At 66.7% G+C, this 19,577-nt stretch carries 22 protein-coding genes and 1 pseudogene; 17 read left to right on the top strand and 6 right to left on the bottom strand.

Annotated elements, in window-relative coordinates; genetic code table 11:
- Positions 1-49: 49 nt before the first annotated feature.
- On the top strand, positions 50-604 hold the full coding sequence (locus ACORJG_RS09765; protein ID WP_427788847.1) for a hypothetical protein: 555 nt from the start codon (positions 50-52) through the stop codon (positions 602-604).
- Between the two features lie 66 nt (positions 605-670).
- Here the strand turns inward: ACORJG_RS09765 and ACORJG_RS09760 are convergent, their stop codons facing one another.
- Positions 671-1,342, bottom strand: coding sequence for a hypothetical protein (locus tag ACORJG_RS09760; protein WP_427788846.1), 672 nt, complete (start codon positions 1,340-1,342; stop codon positions 671-673).
- Between the two features lie 64 nt (positions 1,343-1,406).
- Between ACORJG_RS09760 and ACORJG_RS09755 the strand changes: the two genes are divergently transcribed.
- A complete protein-coding gene (locus ACORJG_RS09755; RefSeq protein ID WP_427788845.1) occupies positions 1,407-1,994 on the top strand; it encodes a DUF805 domain-containing protein in 588 nt (195 codons plus the stop codon).
- Here the strand turns inward: ACORJG_RS09755 and ACORJG_RS09750 are convergent, their stop codons facing one another.
- Both ACORJG_RS09750 and ACORJG_RS09745 read right to left on the bottom strand, forming a co-directional pair.
- A complete protein-coding gene (locus tag ACORJG_RS09750; protein ID WP_427788844.1) occupies positions 1,995-3,464 on the bottom strand; it encodes a sigma-54-dependent transcriptional regulator in 1,470 nt (489 codons plus the stop codon).
- A 115-nt stretch (positions 3,465-3,579) separates the two neighbouring features.
- Positions 3,580-5,376 (bottom strand): DUF4153 domain-containing protein, encoded by a 1,797-nt coding sequence (locus ACORJG_RS09745; RefSeq protein WP_427788843.1) that lies wholly within the window; start codon positions 5,374-5,376, stop codon positions 3,580-3,582.
- A gap of 292 nt (positions 5,377-5,668) precedes the next feature.
- On the opposite strand from ACORJG_RS09745, the gene ACORJG_RS09740 reads away from it, so the two are divergent.
- The 10 genes from ACORJG_RS09740 to ACORJG_RS09695 all read left to right on the top strand — a co-directional run bounded on the left by ACORJG_RS09740 (position 5,669) and on the right by ACORJG_RS09695 (position 13,564).
- Positions 5,669-7,018 carry a serine hydrolase domain-containing protein gene (locus ACORJG_RS09740; RefSeq protein WP_427788842.1) on the top strand — a complete coding sequence of 450 codons (1,350 nt, stop codon included), beginning with the start codon at positions 5,669-5,671 and terminating at the stop codon, positions 7,016-7,018.
- Positions 7,019-7,105: 87 nt separating this feature from the next.
- Complete coding sequence (locus tag ACORJG_RS09735) at positions 7,106-7,351, top strand: aa3-type cytochrome c oxidase subunit IV (protein WP_427788841.1); 246 nt, start codon at positions 7,106-7,108, stop codon at positions 7,349-7,351.
- Between the two features lie 181 nt (positions 7,352-7,532).
- Positions 7,533-8,666 (top strand): Re/Si-specific NAD(P)(+) transhydrogenase subunit alpha, encoded by a 1,134-nt coding sequence (locus ACORJG_RS09730; RefSeq protein WP_427788840.1) that lies wholly within the window; start codon positions 7,533-7,535, stop codon positions 8,664-8,666.
- A complete protein-coding gene (locus tag ACORJG_RS09725; RefSeq protein ID WP_121482436.1) occupies positions 8,666-8,992 on the top strand; it encodes an NAD(P) transhydrogenase subunit alpha in 327 nt (108 codons plus the stop codon). The genes ACORJG_RS09730 and ACORJG_RS09725 overlap by 1 nt, the downstream gene beginning before the upstream one ends.
- Complete coding sequence (locus ACORJG_RS09720; RefSeq protein ID WP_427788839.1) at positions 8,989-9,270, top strand: hypothetical protein; 282 nt, start codon at positions 8,989-8,991, stop codon at positions 9,268-9,270. The genes ACORJG_RS09725 and ACORJG_RS09720 overlap by 4 nt, the downstream gene beginning before the upstream one ends.
- 19 nt (positions 9,271-9,289) lie before the next feature.
- On the top strand, positions 9,290-9,661 hold the full coding sequence (locus ACORJG_RS09715; RefSeq protein ID WP_427793008.1) for a hypothetical protein: 372 nt from the start codon (positions 9,290-9,292) through the stop codon (positions 9,659-9,661).
- 26 nt (positions 9,662-9,687) lie between these two features.
- The gene (locus tag ACORJG_RS09710; protein WP_427788838.1) at positions 9,688-11,106 is read left to right on the top strand and encodes an NAD(P)(+) transhydrogenase (Re/Si-specific) subunit beta; all 1,419 of its coding nucleotides are present in this window, start codon (positions 9,688-9,690) and stop codon (positions 11,104-11,106) included.
- Positions 11,107-11,142: 36 nt separating this feature from the next.
- On the top strand, positions 11,143-11,646 hold the full coding sequence (locus tag ACORJG_RS09705) for a hypothetical protein (RefSeq protein WP_427788837.1): 504 nt from the start codon (positions 11,143-11,145) through the stop codon (positions 11,644-11,646).
- A 7-nt stretch (positions 11,647-11,653) separates the two neighbouring features.
- The gene (locus tag ACORJG_RS09700) at positions 11,654-12,028 is read left to right on the top strand and encodes a cupin domain-containing protein (protein ID WP_427788836.1); all 375 of its coding nucleotides are present in this window, start codon (positions 11,654-11,656) and stop codon (positions 12,026-12,028) included.
- A gap of 84 nt (positions 12,029-12,112) precedes the next feature.
- On the top strand, positions 12,113-13,564 hold the full coding sequence (locus tag ACORJG_RS09695; RefSeq protein WP_427788835.1) for an amidohydrolase family protein: 1,452 nt from the start codon (positions 12,113-12,115) through the stop codon (positions 13,562-13,564).
- Between the two features lie 50 nt (positions 13,565-13,614).
- Here ACORJG_RS09695 and ACORJG_RS09690 read toward each other — a convergent pair whose 3' ends face one another.
- Positions 13,615-14,193: an HdeD family acid-resistance protein gene (locus tag ACORJG_RS09690; RefSeq protein WP_427788834.1), complete on the bottom strand. Its 579-nt coding sequence runs from the start codon at positions 14,191-14,193 to the stop codon at positions 13,615-13,617.
- Between the two features lie 81 nt (positions 14,194-14,274).
- The gene (locus ACORJG_RS09685) at positions 14,275-14,514 is read right to left on the bottom strand and encodes a hypothetical protein (protein WP_427788833.1); all 240 of its coding nucleotides are present in this window, start codon (positions 14,512-14,514) and stop codon (positions 14,275-14,277) included.
- 100 nt (positions 14,515-14,614) lie between these two features.
- Between ACORJG_RS09685 and ACORJG_RS09680 the strand changes: the two genes are divergently transcribed.
- The 5 genes and pseudogenes from ACORJG_RS09680 (at position 14,615) to ACORJG_RS09660 (ending at position 18,940) form a co-directional block, all read left to right on the top strand.
- On the top strand, positions 14,615-15,598 hold the full coding sequence (locus ACORJG_RS09680) for a helix-turn-helix transcriptional regulator (protein ID WP_427788832.1): 984 nt from the start codon (positions 14,615-14,617) through the stop codon (positions 15,596-15,598).
- Between the two features lie 73 nt (positions 15,599-15,671).
- Complete coding sequence (locus ACORJG_RS09675) at positions 15,672-17,108, top strand: hypothetical protein (RefSeq protein ID WP_427788831.1); 1,437 nt, start codon at positions 15,672-15,674, stop codon at positions 17,106-17,108.
- 6 nt (positions 17,109-17,114) lie between these two features.
- Positions 17,115-17,426: pseudogene (locus tag ACORJG_RS09670) on the top strand (DUF6538 domain-containing protein); the annotation flags it as partial.
- Positions 17,427-17,444: 18 nt separating this feature from the next.
- The gene (locus ACORJG_RS09665) at positions 17,445-18,635 is read left to right on the top strand and encodes a site-specific integrase (RefSeq protein WP_427793090.1); all 1,191 of its coding nucleotides are present in this window, start codon (positions 17,445-17,447) and stop codon (positions 18,633-18,635) included.
- 146 nt (positions 18,636-18,781) lie between these two features.
- Positions 18,782-18,940 carry a hypothetical protein gene (locus tag ACORJG_RS09660; protein WP_427788830.1) on the top strand — a complete coding sequence of 53 codons (159 nt, stop codon included), beginning with the start codon at positions 18,782-18,784 and terminating at the stop codon, positions 18,938-18,940.
- A 20-nt stretch (positions 18,941-18,960) separates the two neighbouring features.
- Here ACORJG_RS09660 and ACORJG_RS09655 read toward each other — a convergent pair whose 3' ends face one another.
- The gene (locus ACORJG_RS09655) at positions 18,961-19,557 is read right to left on the bottom strand and encodes a GIY-YIG nuclease family protein (protein WP_427788829.1); all 597 of its coding nucleotides are present in this window, start codon (positions 19,555-19,557) and stop codon (positions 18,961-18,963) included.
- Positions 19,558-19,577 lie beyond the last annotated feature (20 nt).

Here is a 19,577-nt window from a genome sequence, read left to right as displayed (position 1 = left end):
GGCCGAGCGTTCAGCCCGCAGATACCTATCTGCCTGAAAGAGAAGACTGATGACACGCTTAGCTCCCGTCGCCCTGTTGGGTCTGAGCCTGGTGCTGGCCGCCTGCGGGGAGGGACCGGGCGCGGCGCCGCAGGCTGCGTCGGAAGCGACGCTGGATCTCAGCGGCGGCCCGGCAGCGGCGTCGCAGGCGGTCAGTGAGGCGCCGGGCGCTGATCGGCCCTTGCCGCCCGTCGACGAAACGGCGGTGCGCGCCTTTGTTCGAGAAGATGGCGCGACGCTCGAGGTGCTGACCTTTGACCGGGTCGGGTCGGTGTCGAAGGCGGGTATGGTCAAGGGTTATGGGGCGCCGGTCTACGCCGTGCCTGTGGCGACGGGACAGACGCTGAAGGTCGTCTTCAAGCCGTCGAACGCCAACCTGTATTTCAACATCAGCGATGCGGCCGATCAGAGCGGCGCGGCTGTGTTCCGGGGCGAGGTCGACGGAGAAACAGCCGAACTGAAGGCGGTGCGGGACACGACCTATATCATCACCCCCTATCAGCCGCGCGCCACGGCGCGTCGAGGATCGGAAGGCGGCTATAGCCTGACCGTCAGCCGGAGCTGAGGAACTGAGGAGCCGAGGGCGGCGACAGAGGCCGCCGCCTTCAGCGCTTCAGGGACGGGCCTTGGCTTAAGGCAGGGCCTTCAGGTTCATGGCGGCCAGATAGGGCTGGTGCGTGCTGAGGGCGGCTGCGGCGCCCGATACGCCTTCCTGTTCGATCAATATGGTCAGGGCGTAGCGGCCTTTCAGCACGCTCATCAGCGGGCCGACGCCGCTGTCGGCGTCCTTGGGCTCGACACCGATGACGACGGGTTCGCCGGTCGGGCCGTCCATCACCACGCTCAGATAATCCTCGCCGCCCAGACGGGCGACGGCGCCGGGCGTTTCAATCGCCATCTGCCGCACGCCCTGCATCATGCCCATGGAGGCGACCACGCTGTTGAAGGCGGTCTGCTGGGCGCCGACCAGAATGTCGGTCAGAGGACCGGCGTCCTTGGGCGCGGGCGCTTTGGAATCGACCAGTATGACCTTGGCGCTGGCGCCCGCCTCGCCATAGATCATGGTGACGGTGAAGGCCTCGCATTCGACCTCTGTAAGAGAGCGCCCCGCGATCACCGGCGCCGTCGGCATGGCGGGCATCAGGGGATGGTCGACGCATTGCGCGGGAATATCGGTCCTGACTGTCGCAGCGGCGCCCGCGTTCGCGGCCGGGGCGCTCTCGTTCGAGCAGGCGGCAGTCAGGATGATGAGGGACGTCAGGGCGAGCGTAGCGGTACGTGTGAACACGAGGGTGGCTTTCATTTTGAACGGTTCGTTTGCCTAACTGAACTCTGCAACCGGTTTTTGAAACGGCGATAGGGGCGTCATGTCGGCGATAGTTGATGGCTTCAGGCGTCTGACCGACTTTCGCGGTCGGGATCGACGGCGCCGTTTCTGGCCCTACGCCCTGGTGATCATGGGGCTGACTGTCATCGGCCTTGAGGCGGCGATCATCCCGATGGCGGCAGGAGTTTTCGCCGAGGCGACGGCCTATGCGATGGCCTATCCCGGTCAGGTCGCAGAAAGCAGCAGCCCCGGCTATTACTCCGTACAACTGTACGATGCAGATGCGATCGCCATGCCGAAGCTGGACCGCTTTTTCATCGCGATCGGGATTGCTGTGGGCCTGGCGGTGGTGCTGCTCGCAGCAGCCGTGACGCGGAGGCTTCATGATGCGGGTCTGGCGGGGTGGTGGGGGCTGCCGACAGTTGCTTTTCTAGCGACGGGCGTAGGACTGTTTCCACGCGCGCTTGCCTTGGTGATGCAGTCAGAACAGGGGGCGCCGTCGATGAACCTCTTTTTCATCCTGTTCGCCCATAACGGGCTCTATGTTGTCTGCCTGTCGGGCCTGGCCGTTCTGTTGATGCTGGGCGGGGACAGGGGGCCGAACCGTTATGGCCTCCCGAACGCGTAGTCAGCCCGCCTCCTTGACCTGCTCCTCCAGCCCCTGTTCGCGGACCTTGCGGTAGAGGGTGGAGCGGCCGATGCCCAGACGGCGGGCGATCTCGGACATATGGCCGGCGTAGACCTCGATCGCGTGCTGGATCAGGTCGCGCTCGATCTGCTCCAGAGTGCGGACGTGGCCGCGGTCGTCGGTGATGCGGATCGGGCTGTCGTGATGGCCCTCTTCGTCGGTCGAGGCGGCCGCAGCCTCGCCGACAGGGCTGTCGGGCGCAGGCGCCGCTTCTGATGCGGCGTCCAGCGGCACGGCGACGCCCGAGATAGCCGGGAAGTCGTGCGGCTGAAGCAGCGGCGAATCGGCCAGAACCAGCGCGCGATAGACGGCGTTCTCCAGCTGGCGGACGTTGCCGGGCCAGTCGTGGGCCTGCAGCAGGGCCAGGGTTTCGGCCGAGCAGCCGGTGACGCGCTTGCCTTCCTCGACGTTGAAGCGGGCGATGAAGTGGTCGACCAGGGCGGGGATGTCCTCGCGCCGTTCACGCAGGGCCGGGGCCTCGATCGGGAAGACGTTCAGGCGATAGAAGAGATCTTCGCGGAAGGCGCCTTCCTTCACCTGCTGGGCCGGGTCGCGGTTGGTGGCCGAGACGATGCGGACGTCGACCTTGACCGGGCGCTTGCCGCCGACAGGATCGACCTCGCCCTCCTGAAGGGCGCGCAGCAGCTTGACCTGCATATCCAGCGGCAGCTCGCCGATCTCGTCCAGGAACAGGGTGCCGCCGTTCGCCTCGACGAACTTGCCCGCGTGTTTTTCGTGGGCGCCGGTGAAGGCGCCCTTCTCGTGGCCGAACAGAATCGACTCGACCAGATTGGCTGGCAGGGCGCCGCAGTTCACCGCGATGAAGGGCTTGCCCGCCCGGTCCGAGGCGCCGTGCAGGGCGCGGGCGATGACTTCCTTGCCGACGCCGCTTTCGCCGGTGATCAGCACGGGAATGGAGGACTTGGCCGCGCGCTGGCCCAGCGCCTTGACCATGCGCATGGGGGCGCTGTCGCCGACCATGTCGTCGAAGGAGGTGCGGCCTGCCGCGCGCTTCTTCAGGCGGCCGATCTCGGCGGTCAGCTGGGTCATCTGCAGGGCGTTGCGCACCCCGACAAGCAGGCGTTCCGGGCCGACCGGCTTGACGAAGAAGTCCTGCGCCCCGGCCTGCATGGCCTTGACCACCGTTTCGATGCCGCCGTTGGCTGTCAGCACGATGACCGGCGTGGTCACGCCCGCTGTCCTCAGTTCGGCCAGCGCCTCCAGCCCCGACAGACCCGGCATGACCAGATCCAGCAGCACCACGTCGGCGCCGCCCCCCTTGGTCAGGCGGTCGATGGCTTCGCCGCCTGATTCCGCGTGGACGACTGCATAGGATTCACGCTCCAGAACCGCCTGCAGCAGGCGGCGCTGTGTCGGATCATCGTCGACGACCAGAACGGTCTTGGCCATGAAAAACACCCTTCAACATCACCATCGGACGGCCGTCCTTCGTTCAGGCGGGACTGGCTCGTTTCGAGACAACCCTAGACGGCAGGGAATGAAGATCGGGTTTCGGAGACCTGAGTCAGGGGTTAACAGAAGGAGGTGTTGGGCAGGCGGTTTCGGGCTGGAACCGTCCGTTTACGGCGCCGAGGGCCAGATCAGGCCAGGCCGGGGTCGCTGTCTTCAGGTCCGGATGTTTCAGCGCTTCGCGCAGGTCGCGGCCGCCGGGGCCGGGGCAGTGCGGAACCTGATAATCGCCCTGATGAGCCCAGCGGCCGTCAGCATCCTGTGCGAACAGGGTGATCCGGTAGGCTGTCGCCAGCAGGATTTCCGCGCGCCCGTCGCCGTTCAGATCGCGTTGGACGGCGACGCAGCTGTCGTCGGCCGCGCAGGCGTGCCGGGGATCGTTGGACGGCGCCGGGGTCAGGAAGGCGGGGGGCAGGGGCCTGTCCGCGGGCCAGGGCGTGATGACCGGCGCGCGCGGCGGAATGCTCGCGTCCTCAATGTCATAGCGCGAGGTCTTGGCCTGGATCGCCTTGGCGCGGCTGGCGATTTCGGGGTCGGAGGATTTAGCCAGATCGGCCAGAGCCGCTCGGCCTGTCTTGCCCGAACCGAAACGCAGGAAGGCGTAGTCGAACTGTTCTGCGCTGACGGCGCCGCGCTTCAGCCGGGCGGTCTGGTCGTTGACCGATAGGCGGGCGGGGTCGGCCAGAGGGCTGAACAGGGCCAGGATGACCAGCACCGTCAGGACGGCGGCCAGCACATTGGTCCGCTCCAGCGGCTTCATCCAGCCGGTCCGACGCCACAGCGGCGACAGCGCCGCCCAGCCGTATCCTGCGGCATAAAGCAGGCCGACAAGGGCGCAGGCCGAGGCGATGATGCGGTCGGGCGTCAGGCCGTGCTGGCCGATACGGAGGCTCAGGCCCCAGATCGCGATCAGCATCAACGGGGTCAGCAACACCGAGGCGACCCGCGCCGCGATCCGCAGGGCGGCGGGCGGCAGATTGTCTTCACGCCCGTCCTGATAGGCGGTGTTGATCAGGACGATCAGGGCGGCGGCCGCCGACAGAACAAGAGCCGTGGCGCTGCCCGTCTTCCACAATCCATCCAGCCCGGTGAAGGGCAGGGCGGCCAGAAAACCCGCCACCAGCACGGTGATGACCAGCAGCAGCCACGACAGCAGCATCAGCGCCACCGTCCGCACGCCCCGGATCAGGGCGCCGCGCACATCGGTCAACTGCACCGCCACGGCGAAGACGAGGCTGGTGACGGGAATGGCGAACCATTTCTCGTCGATCAGGTCAGACAGGAAGCTGAGCCCGATGACGCGGAACAGGGCCGCGCCCAGAAACAGCAGCAGCCAGAAGGCGCCGGTGAAACCCAGCGACAGGACCAGTTGCACTCCGGCCTTCCACGCCGTGTCGAAATAGTCGTCGTAATCGGCGATCCAGCGCCGCCCCTCGATCGCCGGAACGATCAGGTGATGGGCGATGAACAGGGCCGCCGCCGCAAAGGCCACGACCGGGAAGCGCAGATAGGGCGGACGGAAATAGTCGCTCGCCTGCTGGGCCGCATCGTGCCAGCCCATCAAGGCCAGAGCCGCCGCCGCGACCGCGCCCCACAGCGCCAGAGCCTTCCAGCCCATCCGGCCGACGCCCGCCAGCAGCATCACCGGCGCGAAGGCGGCGGCCAGCACAAGGGCGGCGAACAGCGAAGGCTGCGTCGCAGGCCAGGCCAGAGCCTGACTGTCCGACGCCGAGCGATACAGCAGATAGAGGAACAGCCCCTGCAACAGACCGATGCCGATGCGGACAACCGCAAGCCCGCGCGCGCTCTCCAGCGAGGCCCGGCCGGTGGGAACGTTGTTTGGGTGGGTCATGGCAGGCTTTTATCCTGAGCTTTGCAGGCAGGGTGACGCTGACGCGCAGCAATGGAAAGCCTTTCCTTCTCCCCTTGTGGGAGAAGGTGGGCGCCGAAGGCGCTCGGATGAGGGGGTGAGCGCGACGGCATGGAAAAGGGATGCAGGCTGTGGAGGCTGAACTTCAACCCGCGCCGCCAGCACCCCTCATCCGTCAGCCCCCGGGTCAAGCCCGAGGGCCGCCGCCTTCTCCCACAAGGGGAGAAGGGAAAGGACGTTGACAGGGGCGCGTGCGGCGTTGAAGCGTGGCCGCATGAAAATCGCGTCCCGTGTTCTTGTTCTCGTCGCCGTTCTCGCCCTGCCGACGACGGTTTCCGCCCAGACCGAGGCTTCGGCCAACCACCGCGCTCTGGCGGCGGGATACAAGGCGTTGACGGTGTGCAGCGCCGTCCATTCGGCGCGGGCGGCGGGCGCCGAGCGGGCGGTCGCCAGCGTCGAGGCGAACGAACTCGTCGGCATCTATCCTGAGCTTCAGGCGCTGATCGGCGACATGAAGGCCGAGATGGCCGGGAACGCCGTCACGGTCGCCTGGGATCAGGCCGCCTCGCCGCGCGTCGCGACCTGGACCGACGGACGCGGCTGCGTCATCGAGCCGATGGGCTATGTCCCGGGCCGTGCGCCTGAACGGGCTCCGCTGGCGCGCCGGGCCTCGGCGCCCGACATGCCGACGGCGCGGCCCAAGGGGAACGCCCGCGCGCTGGAGGCCGCCGTCGCGCGCGCCTTCGATCAGGGTTTCGGCGAAGGGACCAACACCACCGGCGTCGTGGTGATGCAGGGCGGCAAGCGGGTGGCGGAACGCTATGCGCCTGACTTCGGCCCGAACACGCCCCAGCGCACATGGTCGGTGGCCAAGAGCCTGGCCGGAACCGTCATCGGCGCGGCGGTCCAGCGCGGCGAACTGGATGTGAAGGCGCCTGCCGCCATCGCCAACTGGAGCCGCCCCGGCGATCCGCGCGCGGCCATCACCGTCGACGCCCTGATGCGGATGTCGTCGGGCCTGACCAGCGACACGGCGGGCAACCGCACCGACAACCTCTATTTCGGCGGCACGACGGTGGATGAGCAGGCGCCGGGTTGGCCGCTGCTGGCGCCGGTGGGGACGGTCTATCGCTACGCCAATAACGACACCCTGCTGGCGACGATGGCGGCGACGTCGACGTTTGAGGCCCATCCGCCCGCTGAACTGTTCGACACGCTGGGCATGACCCACACCTGGGCCGAGACCGACTGGCGCGGCAACTATATCCTGTCGAGCCAGGTCTGGACCACGGCGCGCGATCTGGCGCGCTTCGGCCAGCTGTATCTGCAGGACGGGGTGTGGGAGGGGCAGCGCATCCTGCCGGAGGGCTGGCGCGACTACGTCACGGCGCCGACCGGGCCGCAGCCGCCGACGGGCGAGTTCGGCTATGGGGCGACCTTCTGGCTGATGAACCGCTCGGACGGGGTGCCGGCGGATACGTTCGCCGCCTTCGGCAACCGGGGGCAGTATGTGGTGATCGCGCCCAGCCGCAACATCGTCATCGTGCGGCGCGGCGAAGACCCGGCGGGCAAGCCGTTCGACATCGCCGCCTTCGCCCGCGCGGTGCTGGAAAGCCTCGACTAGCGCCGGTTTAGGCCCCACGGACTTGAGCGGAGCGCTGGCCTCGCTATAAGAGCCGTCGAAATCTCGACTCTTTTTTTGGAAGACCCCATGGCCGACCAGTACGCTGAAGCGACCGCCCCCCACGTCCACGGGGAGATGAACATCTCGGAACAGGCCTGGACCTGGGCTCTGTTCATGGGCCTGACCAAATGGGTCTCGCTGGCGATGGCGGTGTTGATCCTGTTCCTGACGGTGTGGTTCGGCGTGGGCGCCGGCTTCATCCCGGCCTTCCTCAGCGGCGCCGTTCTGGGCGTTGCGGGCTTCTTCATGCTGAAGAGCAAGAAGGCGCACTGAGCCGACAGACATCCCCCTGGGATCTGAAGTTCAAAGGCCCGTCGGCGTCCGGCGGGCCTTTTGCTTTGCGCGAATGTCAGGTGTGGCGAAAAAAAGGCAGGTAAACCGCATCGCGGCTTTGACGGCTGTTCAAGCTTCAGCCTAACGTCGATCCGACCCTGACAACGAGGGAGGGATTCGCTTGGCCGTCGCCATCGCCGTGACCCGCGAACGCCGTGAAGGCGAAACGCGCTGCGCTGTAACGCCTGAAACGGTGAAGAAGCTGATTGCGCTCGGCGCGACGGTGACGGTCGAGGCCGGAACGGGCCTGGGCTCGTCCGTCCCTGACGCCGACTACGCCGAGGCCGGGGCGGGGGTGAAGCCCGATCTGTCGGCGGCGCTGGCGGGGGCGGACATCCTGTTGAAGGTGCGCGGCCCGACGGCGTCGGAAATCAGCGCGCTCAAGCCAGGCGCGGTCGTCGTCGGCCTGCTGGACGCCTGGCGCGACAAGGCGACGGTCGAGGCGTTGAGGGGCGCGAACGCCACCGCCTTCGCCATGGAGTTCGTGCCGCGCATCACGCGGGCGCAGGTGATGGACGTGCTGTCGTCACAGGCCAATCTGGCCGGATACCGGGCGGTGATCGAGGCGGCCTATGCCTACGGCAAGGGCTTTCCCATGATGATGACAGCCGCCGGGACGGTGGCTGCGGCCAAGACCTTCGTCATGGGGGCGGGCGTCGCGGGACTGCAGGCCATCGCCACGGCGCGGCGTCTGGGCGCGGTCGTCACGGCCACCGACGTGCGCCCCGCCGCCAAGGAGCAGGTCGAGAGCCTCGGCGCCAAATTCGTCGCCGTCGAGGATGAAGAGTTCAAGGCCGCCGAAACGGCGGGCGGCTACGCCAAGGCCATGTCGGCAGAGTATCAGGCCAAACAGGCCGAACTGACCGCTGCCCACATCGTCAAGCAGGACGTGGTCATCACCACGGCCCTGATCCCCGGCCGCCCGGCGCCGAAGCTGGTGACGGCGGCGCATGTCGCCTCGATGAAGCCCGGCTCGGTCATCATTGATCTGGCGGTCGAGGCGGGCGGCAATGTCGAAGGCTCGAAGCCGAACGAGGTCGTGACCACGGCCAACGGGGTGAAGATCGTCGGCTGGACCAGTATGCCCGGCCGCATCGCGGCGGACGCCAGCGCCCTTTACGCACGCAATCTGGTCGCCTTCCTGGGGCTGATGATCAAGGACGGCGCCCTGTCGGTCGATCTGGACGAGGAAATCCTCAAGGCCGCCGTCGTCACCCACGGCGGCGCCGTGGTGCATGAAGGAATGAGAGGCTGATGGAACACGTCGATCCTACCGTCTTTCGTCTGGCGATCTTCGTCCTGTCGATCTTCGTCGGCTATTATGTCGTCTGGAGCGTGACGCCGGCGCTGCACACGCCGCTGATGGCCGTCACCAACGCCATTTCCAGCGTCATCATCGTCGGCGGCCTGATCGCTGCGGCGGCGATGAGCGCGCAGGCGGGCGGGCCGAACGCCTGGATCGCCAAAGGCGCGGGCGTGGCCGCCGTGACGCTGGCCAGCGTCAACATCTTCGGCGGCTTCATGGTCACACGCCGGATGCTGGCCATGTATCGCAAGAAGGAAAGGCCCAAGGCCTCGTGATCCTGTCGCCGATCCTGTTGGCCTTCTACCTGTCCTGGGCCGTGACCGTCCTGGGGGTGGCCCTGTGGGTGTGGAGCTGGGTGCGCGTTCGCGACCCCATCGGGCGTCTGCGGTTTCAGGACTGCGGCATCGTGCTGGTCTTCGCCGCCATTGTGACGCGGGTCATCATTCAGGATCGTGAGATGACGGTCTTCGACTGGGCGATGATTTTGCTGGGCCCTCTTTTCATTGCGGCGGCGCTGTGGCGTCTGTCGCGAACCCAATCCATCAAACGTTAACACCCAAGAGTATCGCGTGATGAAAGTTTCCTTGGTTTCCGCCCTGACCCTGTCGGCCGCTGTCGTGGCGGGCGCCACCTCGGCCCAGTCCTCGCGCGAGGTGGGTACGAACCCCAATCAAGGCCTGCACTGGTCGGTCGCCGCGCCGCAGGGCGCCGAGTGGGCGCTGGAGTGCCGCTTTGCGCCCGTGACCATCAAGGGCGTCCACATGAACCGCATCACCCACACCGGCTCGGGCCGGATGGCCGGACGCCTGCCGGGCGACAACGGCACCTGCCGCGTGACCAAGACGGGCGGTCAGGGTCCGGTCGGCGTGGCCGTGGTCAAGAACGGCGAGGCCAAGGCCGCCGGCAGCAACGGCGACGCGCCCGCCGTCGTCAACGTTTTCTGATCTGAACATGGAATGAGGGGGAGGGGATGAACGCATCGATCGCGGCGCTGGCCTATCTGGCGGCGGGGGTTCTGTTCATCCTCTCGCTCAGGGGGCTGTCCAGCCCCGAGACCAGCCGACGGGGCAATACACTGGGCATGGTCGGCATGGCGCTGGCCGTCGGCGTCACCCTGCTGACGCTGGGAACCAGCGGCGCGCTGGATCCCCTGACTCTGGCCCTGATCGCGGGCGGGGTCGTGGTCGGCGGCGGTGCAGGCGCCTTGATCGCCAAGCGCGTGCCGATGACGGCCATGCCGCAGTTGGTGGCGGCGTTTCACTCCCTCGTTGGACTGGCCGCCTGTCTGGTGGCGGTGGGGGCGGTCCATGCGCCCGACGCTTTCGGCATCATGACGGCGGCGGGCGGGATCAAGACCCTGTCCATCGTCGAGCTGTCGCTGGGCGTGGCCATCGGGGCGATCACCTTCACCGGCTCGGTCATCGCTTTCGCCAAGCTGGACGGGCGGATGAGCGGGGCGCCGATCCTGTTGCCCGCGCGGCACCTGATCAACATTGTGCTGGCTCTGGTGCTGGTCCTGCTGATCGGCATTCTGATCGGCACGGGTGGGACGGCGATCTGGGCCTTCTGGGCCGTGTTCGGCATCAGTCTGGTGCTGGGCGCGACCCTGATCATCCCCATCGGCGGGGCGGACATGCCGGTGGTGGTGTCCATGCTGAACTCCTATTCCGGCTGGGCGGCGGCGGCGCTGGGCTTCACGCTGGAGAACATCGCCCTGATCATCACCGGCGCCCTGGTCGGGTCATCGGGCGCGATCCTCAGCTACATCATGTGCAAGGGCATGAACCGCAGCTTCATCAGCGTCATCCTGGGCGGTTTCGGCGCCGAGGCGGGCGCGGCGGCGGGCGGCGGGGCGGTCGAGACGCGGCCGGTCAAACAGGGCTCGGCCGAGGACGCCGCCTTCATCATGAAGAACGCCTCCAAGGTCATCATCGTGCCCGGTTACGGCATGGCGGTGGCCCAGGCGCAGCATGCCCTGCGCGAAATGGCCGACAAACTGAAGGAAGAAGGCGTCGAGGTGAAATACGCCATCCACCCCGTCGCGGGCCGGATGCCGGGGCATATGAACGTCCTGCTGGCCGAGGCCAATGTCCCCTACGACGAGGTGTTCGAGCTGGAGGACATCAACAGCGAGTTCGCCTCGGCCGACGTGGCCTTCGTCATCGGCGCCAACGACGTGACCAATCCCGCGGCCAAGACCGATCCCCAGTCGCCCATCTATGGGATGCCGGTGCTGGACGTTGAGAAGGCGGGCACGGTCCTGTTCATCAAGCGGGGCATGGCGGCGGGTTACGCCGGGGTCGAGAACGAGCTGTTCTTCCGCGACAACACCATGATGCTGTTCGCCGACGCCAAGAAGATGGTCGAAGGGATCGTGAAGGCGCTCTAGAATGCCTGCGACGCCCTGTCGGGCCGTGGAGCGATCATGCGTGTATTGCCGAGACTGAAGCCCGGACTGAAGACCGGCGTTGCGTGGGCTGTGTCCGTGGGGGCGCTGGCGGGGCTGTCGGCCTGTTCGGCTATGATCGGCATCCAGATCAGCGGCGGCCTTGAGCAGCCTGTCGCCCGTTTCGGTTCGGACCCCGCCAAACCGGAAAAAGCCTGTTTGCGCAGTCTGACGGTCCATGAGTCGGGCGCCGGCGTCTGGTCCGTCGTTTGGGCGATCGAGGCGCGCGGCGGCAACTGCGTCGGCCTGCGTCAGGTCGTCTATGGTCAGGCGCCGAGCGGCTTTGACACGCAGACGGCGGCGAGGCCCCTCAAGCCGGATACGGTCTATTCCGTCATGGGGCAGGGCGTGACGGGTGGTCCCCTCAGCCGCGTGCCGTGGATGGGCGGCGCGGAGGTGGTGTTCGAGGACGGCGGCTGGCGCTCGATCACGTCGCAGGAACAGGCCCGGCGACGGGCGCAGCTGACCGTACCCGTTTCCTGACGGCGGCATGGAAGGCGAAGCGGATTTCACGGTCGAGGAAGTCGTCGAGAACCTGGGGCTGGCGCCTTTGGCCGAGGGCGTCTGGGGCCGACGCATGGACGCGACGCAGGCTGCGGACGTGGCGACCGGCGTCTATCGCCTGCTGACGCCGCAGGCCGCGCACGACTGGCGCGCGACCGAGGCCGAGGAGCTGTGGATCGCCTATATGGGCGCGCCGCTGGAGATCGAAATGGCCAGCGAATCCGGCGTCCGGCGTGAAACGGTGAACGCCGGATCCGGCCTGTGGATCACCGTGCCGCCAGACAGCTGGATCAGAACACGCGCCATCGGCGGCTGGTGTCTGGCGGGGCGGATCGGCGGTGGGCTGTCTGATGTCGCGTGACGTTAGCGGTATGGAAGAGCGTCTATGAAACGCCGATATCCCTGATCCGCTTGCCGATGACGTCGCAGGCCCTATAGCGGTTTCATGCGCACATTTCTGATCGCCGCCTCCGCCTTGTTATCCGCCTGCGCCCTGGCGCCGCTGGCTGCTGCTGAAACGCCGGTTCAGCCGGTGGATCTGCTGCTGACCTCGGCCACGGTGGTCGATGTCGAAAAGGGCGTGACGACGCGGGATCAACTGATCGCCGTGCGCGGCGGCGACATCGTGGCCGTGGCGCCCGAAGGCGAGGCGGGTCGCTATCAGGCCGCGCGGACGCTGGACGTGGGTGATCGCTACGTCATGCCGGGCCTGTGGGACATGCACGTCCACTTCGGCGGCGGCGAGGCTCTGATCGAGGAGAACGCCGAGCTGATGCCCCTGTTCGTCGTCAACGGCGTCGTGGCCGTGCGCGACGCGGCGGGCGATCTGGCGCAGCAGGTGCTGGACTGGCGCGACGCGCCGCCCACCGCTGATGCGCCGCGCATCTTCACTTCCGGCCCCAAGATCGAGGGCATCGCACCCGTCTGGAAGGGCGTGATCGAGACCGGCAGCGAGGCGGATGTCGACGCCGCCCTGGACCGGCTTCAGGCCCTGCGCGTCGACTTCGTCAAGATCACCGACAACACGCTGAAGCCCGAGCTTTTCCTCTACGCCGTGCGCGAGGCGAAGAAGCGCGGCATGAAGACCTCGGCCCACATCCCGGCCAGCATCACCGTGCTGGAGGCCGCCGAGGCGGGCCTGTCGTCGATCGAGCATCTAGACTACGCCATGAAGGCCGGATCGCGCGACGAAGCCGCCATCGCCGCCGACTATCTGGCGGGAAAATACACCTATGCCGAGACGATGCGGCGCTATGCTGACACCTTTGACGTCGAGACGGCGCGGCGGGTCTATGCGCGGCTGAAGGAACTGGGCACGGCGGTGTCGCCGACCCTGTATGGCTCGACGACCCTGGCCAATCTGGATCTGGACGACCATTCCAGCGACCCGGAACTGGCCTATATCGGACCGGGCATCCGGGCGACCTATGACTGGCGTATCCAGCGCGCCGCCCAGTCCACGCCGCAGCAGGTCGCGGACCGTCACTTCGTCAAGGACGTCACCGCGCGCACCCTGCCCATGCTGCGCGACGCCGGCGTGACCATTCTGACCGGGACGGACGCGGGCTTCCTGAACTCATTCAACTATCCGGGCTTTTCGCTGCACGACGAGCTGGAGCTGTATGTGAAGCTGGGCCTGACCCCGCGCGAGGCGCTGATGGGTTCGGTCGTGGATGGTCCGCGCTTCCTCAATCAGGGCCAGCACTACGGCGCCGTAGCGGCGGGTAAGTCCGCGGACCTGCTGGTGCTTGAGGCCGATCCGCTGGCGGACGTCAGCGCCACGCGGGGCGCTCAGGCCGTCATCCTGCGCGGCCGCCTGATCGAGGCGGCGGAACTGGAACGTATACGCGGCGAAATCCGCGCGCGGGTGGCGGCCCGCGAAGCCGCCTCAAACTAAGGCGTGAAGGCCGTTCGGCGAGGGCCGAAGCCCTCGCCGACGCCTATTGCTTACCGGCCGACCAGCTTCTTCAGGCGGAAAGCCACCCAGATCAGCAGCAGGCCGAACAGCACGGCCCAGGTCGCGATCAGCCACAGCAGGCCGATGGCCCCGGCGCCCGGCATGAAGACCAGGATCAGGCCGAAGATCACCGACAGGGCCCCGGCGGCGCCCAGGCTCCATTCATTGGCGATCTCATTACGCAGGCGGATGGCGCCGATGATCTCCAGCGCGCCGCGCAGGATCGACCAGAAGCCGATCATATAGACCAGCACCAGAGCGGTCAGATCCGGCCAGGCGAAGACGACGATGGCGGTCAGAATGCTGACCACCCCAGCCAGCGCCAGCCACCAGCGCGGAACCATGCCGCCGCCGCGGATGGCGGCGACCAGCGCCAGAACCCCGTCCGCAAAGGCATAGATCCCATAGACCATGATCAGCGTCAGCAGGCTGATCTGCGGCCAGATGAAGGTCACCACGCCGAAGGCGACGGCGGCGATACCGCGCAGCAGCAACAGCCACCATGAGCGGCGCAGCGCGGAATGGACAAGGCCTTGCAGCGAAGGCGCGGCGGCGTTGGATGAAGACATGAGTTTTCAGCTCCCCTGCGCGTGGCGACCAACGGCCACGCTGGGCCAACGCAGATACGCCAGAAGGGGTTCCCCCTTCCTTTACGCCGCCGCGCGCCAGTCGGAACGGGCGTTGAACGGCGGGGTGTGGAACTCGTCCCACAGGGCGTCTTCACTGGTGTAGCGGCTGGCCGAGGCGCTGATGACATCCACCACCTGTTCCTCCTGACGGTCCCAGATGACGGCCAGATCGCTCTCGGTCTCGCATGGCACGATCATATAGCGCTCTGCAAAGGCCTTCTTGGCGGGCTTCTGGACGGTGGAGGTGCGGACGAAGGCCATGGGGAAAACTCCTGATGCGAAAGGCGTCGCCTCTTGCTGACAGGATGAATATGCGACAGCATTACGCCAGTTTCGGACGTATCTCTGTGGAGAAGAAATCTTGCGGCACGACAAGGCGGCCATGGTCATCGATCTGGCGCGCGGCATGGCGGCCAGCGCCGAGGGACTGACGCTGAACGAGATGGCGGTCCAGCTGAACGTCGGGCGCCGCACGGCCGAACGGATGCGCGACGCCGTGCTGATGTTGTTCCCTCAGGTCGAAGAGGTGTCGGACCCGCCGACCAAGCGCTGGCGCATCCGGGGCGGTCTGTCGGCCTTTGAACAGGCGCCGACGGCGACCGAAATGCTGGAGCTGACCAAGGCGGCGGCGGCCCTGCGCGCGGCGGGCGAATCGGCGCGGGCGGCGGCGCTGGAAAGCCTGGAGCGCAAGGTGAAGGCGGCGATGCGCTCGACCACCCTGAACCGCATGGCGCCGGATCTTGAGGCTCTGGTCCGGGCCGAAACCATCGCCGTTCAGGCCGGGCCGCGCCCCAGCGCCGACGAGACGGTGCTGGCCGAGATTCGCGGCGCCGTGCTGGCCGAGCGGCCGCTGAACTTCATCTACGCCCGACCGGGGGCCGAGGCGCGCACCCGCACCATGACGCCGTGCGGCCTGATGTTCGGACGGGCCAACTATCTGGTGGCGGCGGATCGCGACAGCGGGCGCATCCAGACCTTCCGTCTGGACCGGATGAGCGCGGTCGAGGCGGGAGAAGGCACGGCGCGCCCGCCCGAAGACTTCGACCTCGGCGCCTTCGCCAGCCAGTCCTTCGGCATCTATCAGGACGAGATCGAAGAGGTCGCCGTCCGCATCACGCCCGAGGGCGCGGATGAGGCGCGCGGCTGGCGCTGGCACCCGACCCAGACAATCGAGGATCAGGCCGACGGCTCCGTCGTGGTGCGATTCCGCGCCTCGGGGATGCGCGAACTGGCCTGGCACCTGTTCACCTGGGGCGAGCGCGCCACCATTCTGGGCCCGGACCGGCTGAAGGCGGTGATGGCCGAAGAACTGGCGGCGGCGGGCCGCGCCCTTGAACGGGCATGAAGCTGAGGAAACCGTAAGGTGACGGGCGGCGTTTGGGAGCCCTAAGCTGCGCCATTCCTCATGGGAGCCATGCGTGCGTCTGAAAATCCTGTCCACGGCGGCCGTCGCGGCCGCCATACTGCTGACCGCCTGCGCCGCGACGCCTGCGCCCGGCCCGTGGAACGTCGAGGCGGCGCCGCAGGTGACGGTGACGCGCGAGGACGGACGGCTGACCGTCGACTATCATTTCAACCGCGACGCCGTGGTCTGGGCCTTCATGGACTCCGCGCTGATGGACGGCGTGCGCGAACCGTGGCGCCCGCAGCAGTGGAGCGTCGAGACGCCCGGCGTGGTGATGGAGCGACGCGGCCACTACGACATCATCCGCAGCGAAAACGGCGGTCCTGTGCCGCGTCATGTCCGCTTCCGCGTCACGCCCAGGGCGGTCGAACTGGAGGCGGAATACAAGACGCTGGTCTTCTCTGACGGAGCGGTGGCCCTGCCGACGCGGCAGATGGACGTCTTCGCCCTCGGCTCGCCCGAGGCGGCGGAGGCGGTTCCGGCCGACCTGAACGGGGTCAATCTGGACGGCGGCCCCTCGCGCGTGACCTGGCGCGATCTGGACGGCCCTGTGCTGTTCAACGGCGAGCGACACGCCGAACTGACGACAACGGGCGAGCGGTCCTATGTCCTGCTGGGACAGGCGCGGGTCACGCCGGGCGAGGGACTGACCACGGTCATGGACCCCAATCTGCCGCCGTGGATCGGCGAGAAGATCCGCGATTTCGCCCCACGCGTGGGCCAATTCTATCTCCAGCGCCTCGGCCGCCCCGGCGCGGGCGGCGACAAGCCGGTGGTCATGGTGTCGTGGAACGGCCCGACCGAGCGGATGACCAGCATGGGCGGCAGCGTCCTGCCCGGCCTGATCGTCATGTCGTTCGAAGGGACCGGCGTGACCCGACCGACGGCGGAGATGGGGCGGGTCGCCCGCTGGTTCATCGCCCATGAAAGCGCCCACTTCTGGCTGGGCCAGACGGTGCGATACGAGTTCGCCCGCGACGCCTGGATCACCGAGGGCGGCGCCGACCTGATGGCGGTGCGAGCGCTGAAGGCGCTGGACCCGGCCTATGACGACCTCAAGGCCCTGCAGGAAGAGGTCGACGACTGCGTGACCCTGAGCCAGGGGCGCGGCGTGGCCGAGGCGGGCGAACGCGGCGAACACCGCGCCTATTACGCCTGCGGCGCCGTCTTCGCCATGACGGCCGAGGGCGCGCAGAGGCGGCGCGACGGCGGCGACTGGTTCGGCTTCCTGCAACCCCTGCTGGACGCCAACCGCCGGGACGGTGTGCTGACCCGCACCGAATGGCTGAACGCCCTGACGCGCACTTCGGGCGACCAGACGCTGGCCGCCGACATCGGCCGGATGCTGGATCAGGGCGCGGCCGATCCCGCCGCCGAAATCGCCGACCTGTTCCGCCGCGCGGGCGTGCCGCATCGGGTCGAGGACGGACGCGTCATCCTGACGGACTGAGGGGAATTGCCGTCAGCAGGACCGTCTTCGGCCGATTGCTACACAACTCTGCTACACAATTCGACCGACGATCATGGGCTAACGCATTATGATCATTCAAGAAAATGGGGCCAAGGCTGCTACGCAAAGCTGCTACACAATGTTCGAACGCATTTGGTCGAACGGAGTGGCGGTCGCATCTATTACCGGCGTCGTGTTCCCGACGCTCTGCGAGGGATTGTCGGCAAGAAAGACGTCTGGAAATCGTTGGGGACCGACAGCCCCACGGTGGCCAAACGTAGGGCTTTAAGAGTCGCGGCAGAGGTCGAGTGGCAATTCGAAATCGCCCGCTCAAAGGTGGGGCTGAACGTCGATCCGATCATGCTCGAAGCGTTTGCCGAACCGGCGCCCTTTGCGGCGGCGGCATCTGTCGCCGAGCCTGAGGAGCCGAACGGCATCACGCTCGGCGATCTCTACGACGCTTACATGGATGATCCGACCCGGGACTGGTCGCCGACCACGCGTATGGCTTACCAGACGACCAAGCGATTGGTGGTGGCGATCCTCGGCGCAGATACGCCAGCGCGTTCCATTACCCGCAGTCAGTGCCGCGACATGATCGAGGTGTTGCGCTGGCAGCCCCGCAACGCTTCGAAGCTGTTCCCAAAGCTCTCCCCGGTTGAGATCGCAGAACGTGCGAAGGCTGAGGGCCGCACCGACCTGATCAACGCCGCCAACATTAACACCTACCTGAACAAGCTCGGCGGGGTGCTGAACTGGGCGGTGAAGGAGGAGATGCTGGACCGCAATCCGGCGGAAGGCTTGCGCGTGCCCGATCCGGTTGCTCGTCGCGACAAACGGCTTCCGTTCTCGACCGGTCAGCTACAGGCGATCTTCTCGGCGCCGCTTTATACCGGCTGCCGTGACGACGGGCACGGCTACGCCACGCCCGGGCCGGAGCGGCCCCGCAACGCTCGGTTCTGGATTCCTCTGTTGTCGATGTTCGGCGGCCTGCGCTTGAACGAGGCCTGCCAACTCGACGTAGCTGACATTCGGCGCATCGACGGCGTGGACTGCTTCGTCATCACTGAGCGGTCCGAAACCGAGCATACCGACAAACGGCTCAAGACAGCCTCCAGCGAGCGCGTCGTCCCCATCCATGCCACGCTCCTCGACCTCAGCTTTATGGATTTCGTCCGCCAGCGGAAGCGCGCGGGTGAAACCAAGCTGTTCGGTGAAGTCGGGATGGGTGCCACCGGCTACCGGTCTACGACCTTCTCGGCGTGGTTCCGCCGGTTCGTCGCCAAGGCCGGGGCGGATTCTCAGAAGACCTGTTTCCACAGCTTCCGGCACGGCTTCCGCGACGCCCTACGCGCGGCCCGGACCGACCGCGACATCGCGCTCGTCCTCGGCGGCTGGACGACGGCGGGCGGCTCCGCGTCCGTGTCCGACGCCTACGGCAGCGGCTATCGGATCACGACACTGAAGGAGGCCATAGACCGGGTGACGTATCCGGGCCTCGACCTGTCCCATCTCTATAAAGGATAGGAGGGTTCGAAAACTGAACCCTCGGCACGAACCTGTAAGAATGGCTTACAACTTGCCGTTTCGACCCAAGAACAGGAGGGTGCCCTGAAGCGTCCGATTTTGTCGCCCCGAGGGCGCAGTGTCTTTTGTTCAGGATGGTGGCGGACATGGACTATCAGTTCTTCGGTGATCAGGAGCAGCAGCTTCACGCGGTCACAAAGGCCGCCGCACGCCATCAGCGGAATCGAGCCGTCGGCTGCTTCCTGATCGCCGCGTGCTTTGTTCTTGGCCTAATGGCCCCCATCGTAATCTTAGCCTTGATCTGATCTTGTCTGGGCCGCGCTGATCAGGCTCCGTGGATATTCCAAGGAAGATGATAGGCGTCGATCAGGCCGCGTTCGAGACCCGCGTCCCCACTGATTGGCAGACCATTCCACCTGAGGGTGGGGGGCGTCACGGTGTAGATATCAATGACTGATCCTGAACCAATCTCGTCGCGTAAGAGCGCGTTGAGCCGCATGTTAGTTTTTTGCGACATTCCGGGTTTTTCATAAAAATACAGCCGCTTAGCCAGCCCCATAGTCGCCAAGCCGACATAGACAGCCCTTGCGTCTAAAACGAAGGCATATACGCCGCGCTCTTTAGGCACTGCCTTGTCTGCCCGTAGCGTGTCTTGAGCGACCAGCCAGCGTGCTGTCAGGCTGAAGCCGCCCTCCAACAGGTGATCGATGGTGAGAGCCGGTCTGACATCCCGTTGCGGCTTCTCGGATTTGCCCGTCGCCGCAGCGCGCACGGGTGCGATATTCGAGGGGCTGCCATCGAGAAGACCGTCTTGCTTGAGCACGTTGTATGCGTGCTGGTATCGCACGCCGATTTGACGCGCGATGTCGGCGACAGGAAGTCCTTGCCGCGCCAACAAGCGAATGGCTTCAGATTTCGTCACGGCCCCCTCGAACAATCAGG

It is taken from the genome of Brevundimonas diminuta, assembly GCF_050310045.1.
GTDB lineage: Bacteria > Pseudomonadota > Alphaproteobacteria > Caulobacterales > Caulobacteraceae > Brevundimonas > Brevundimonas diminuta_F.
Note: the sequence above shows the minus strand (reverse complement) of the source record. Positions and strands in the feature narration are given on the sequence as shown.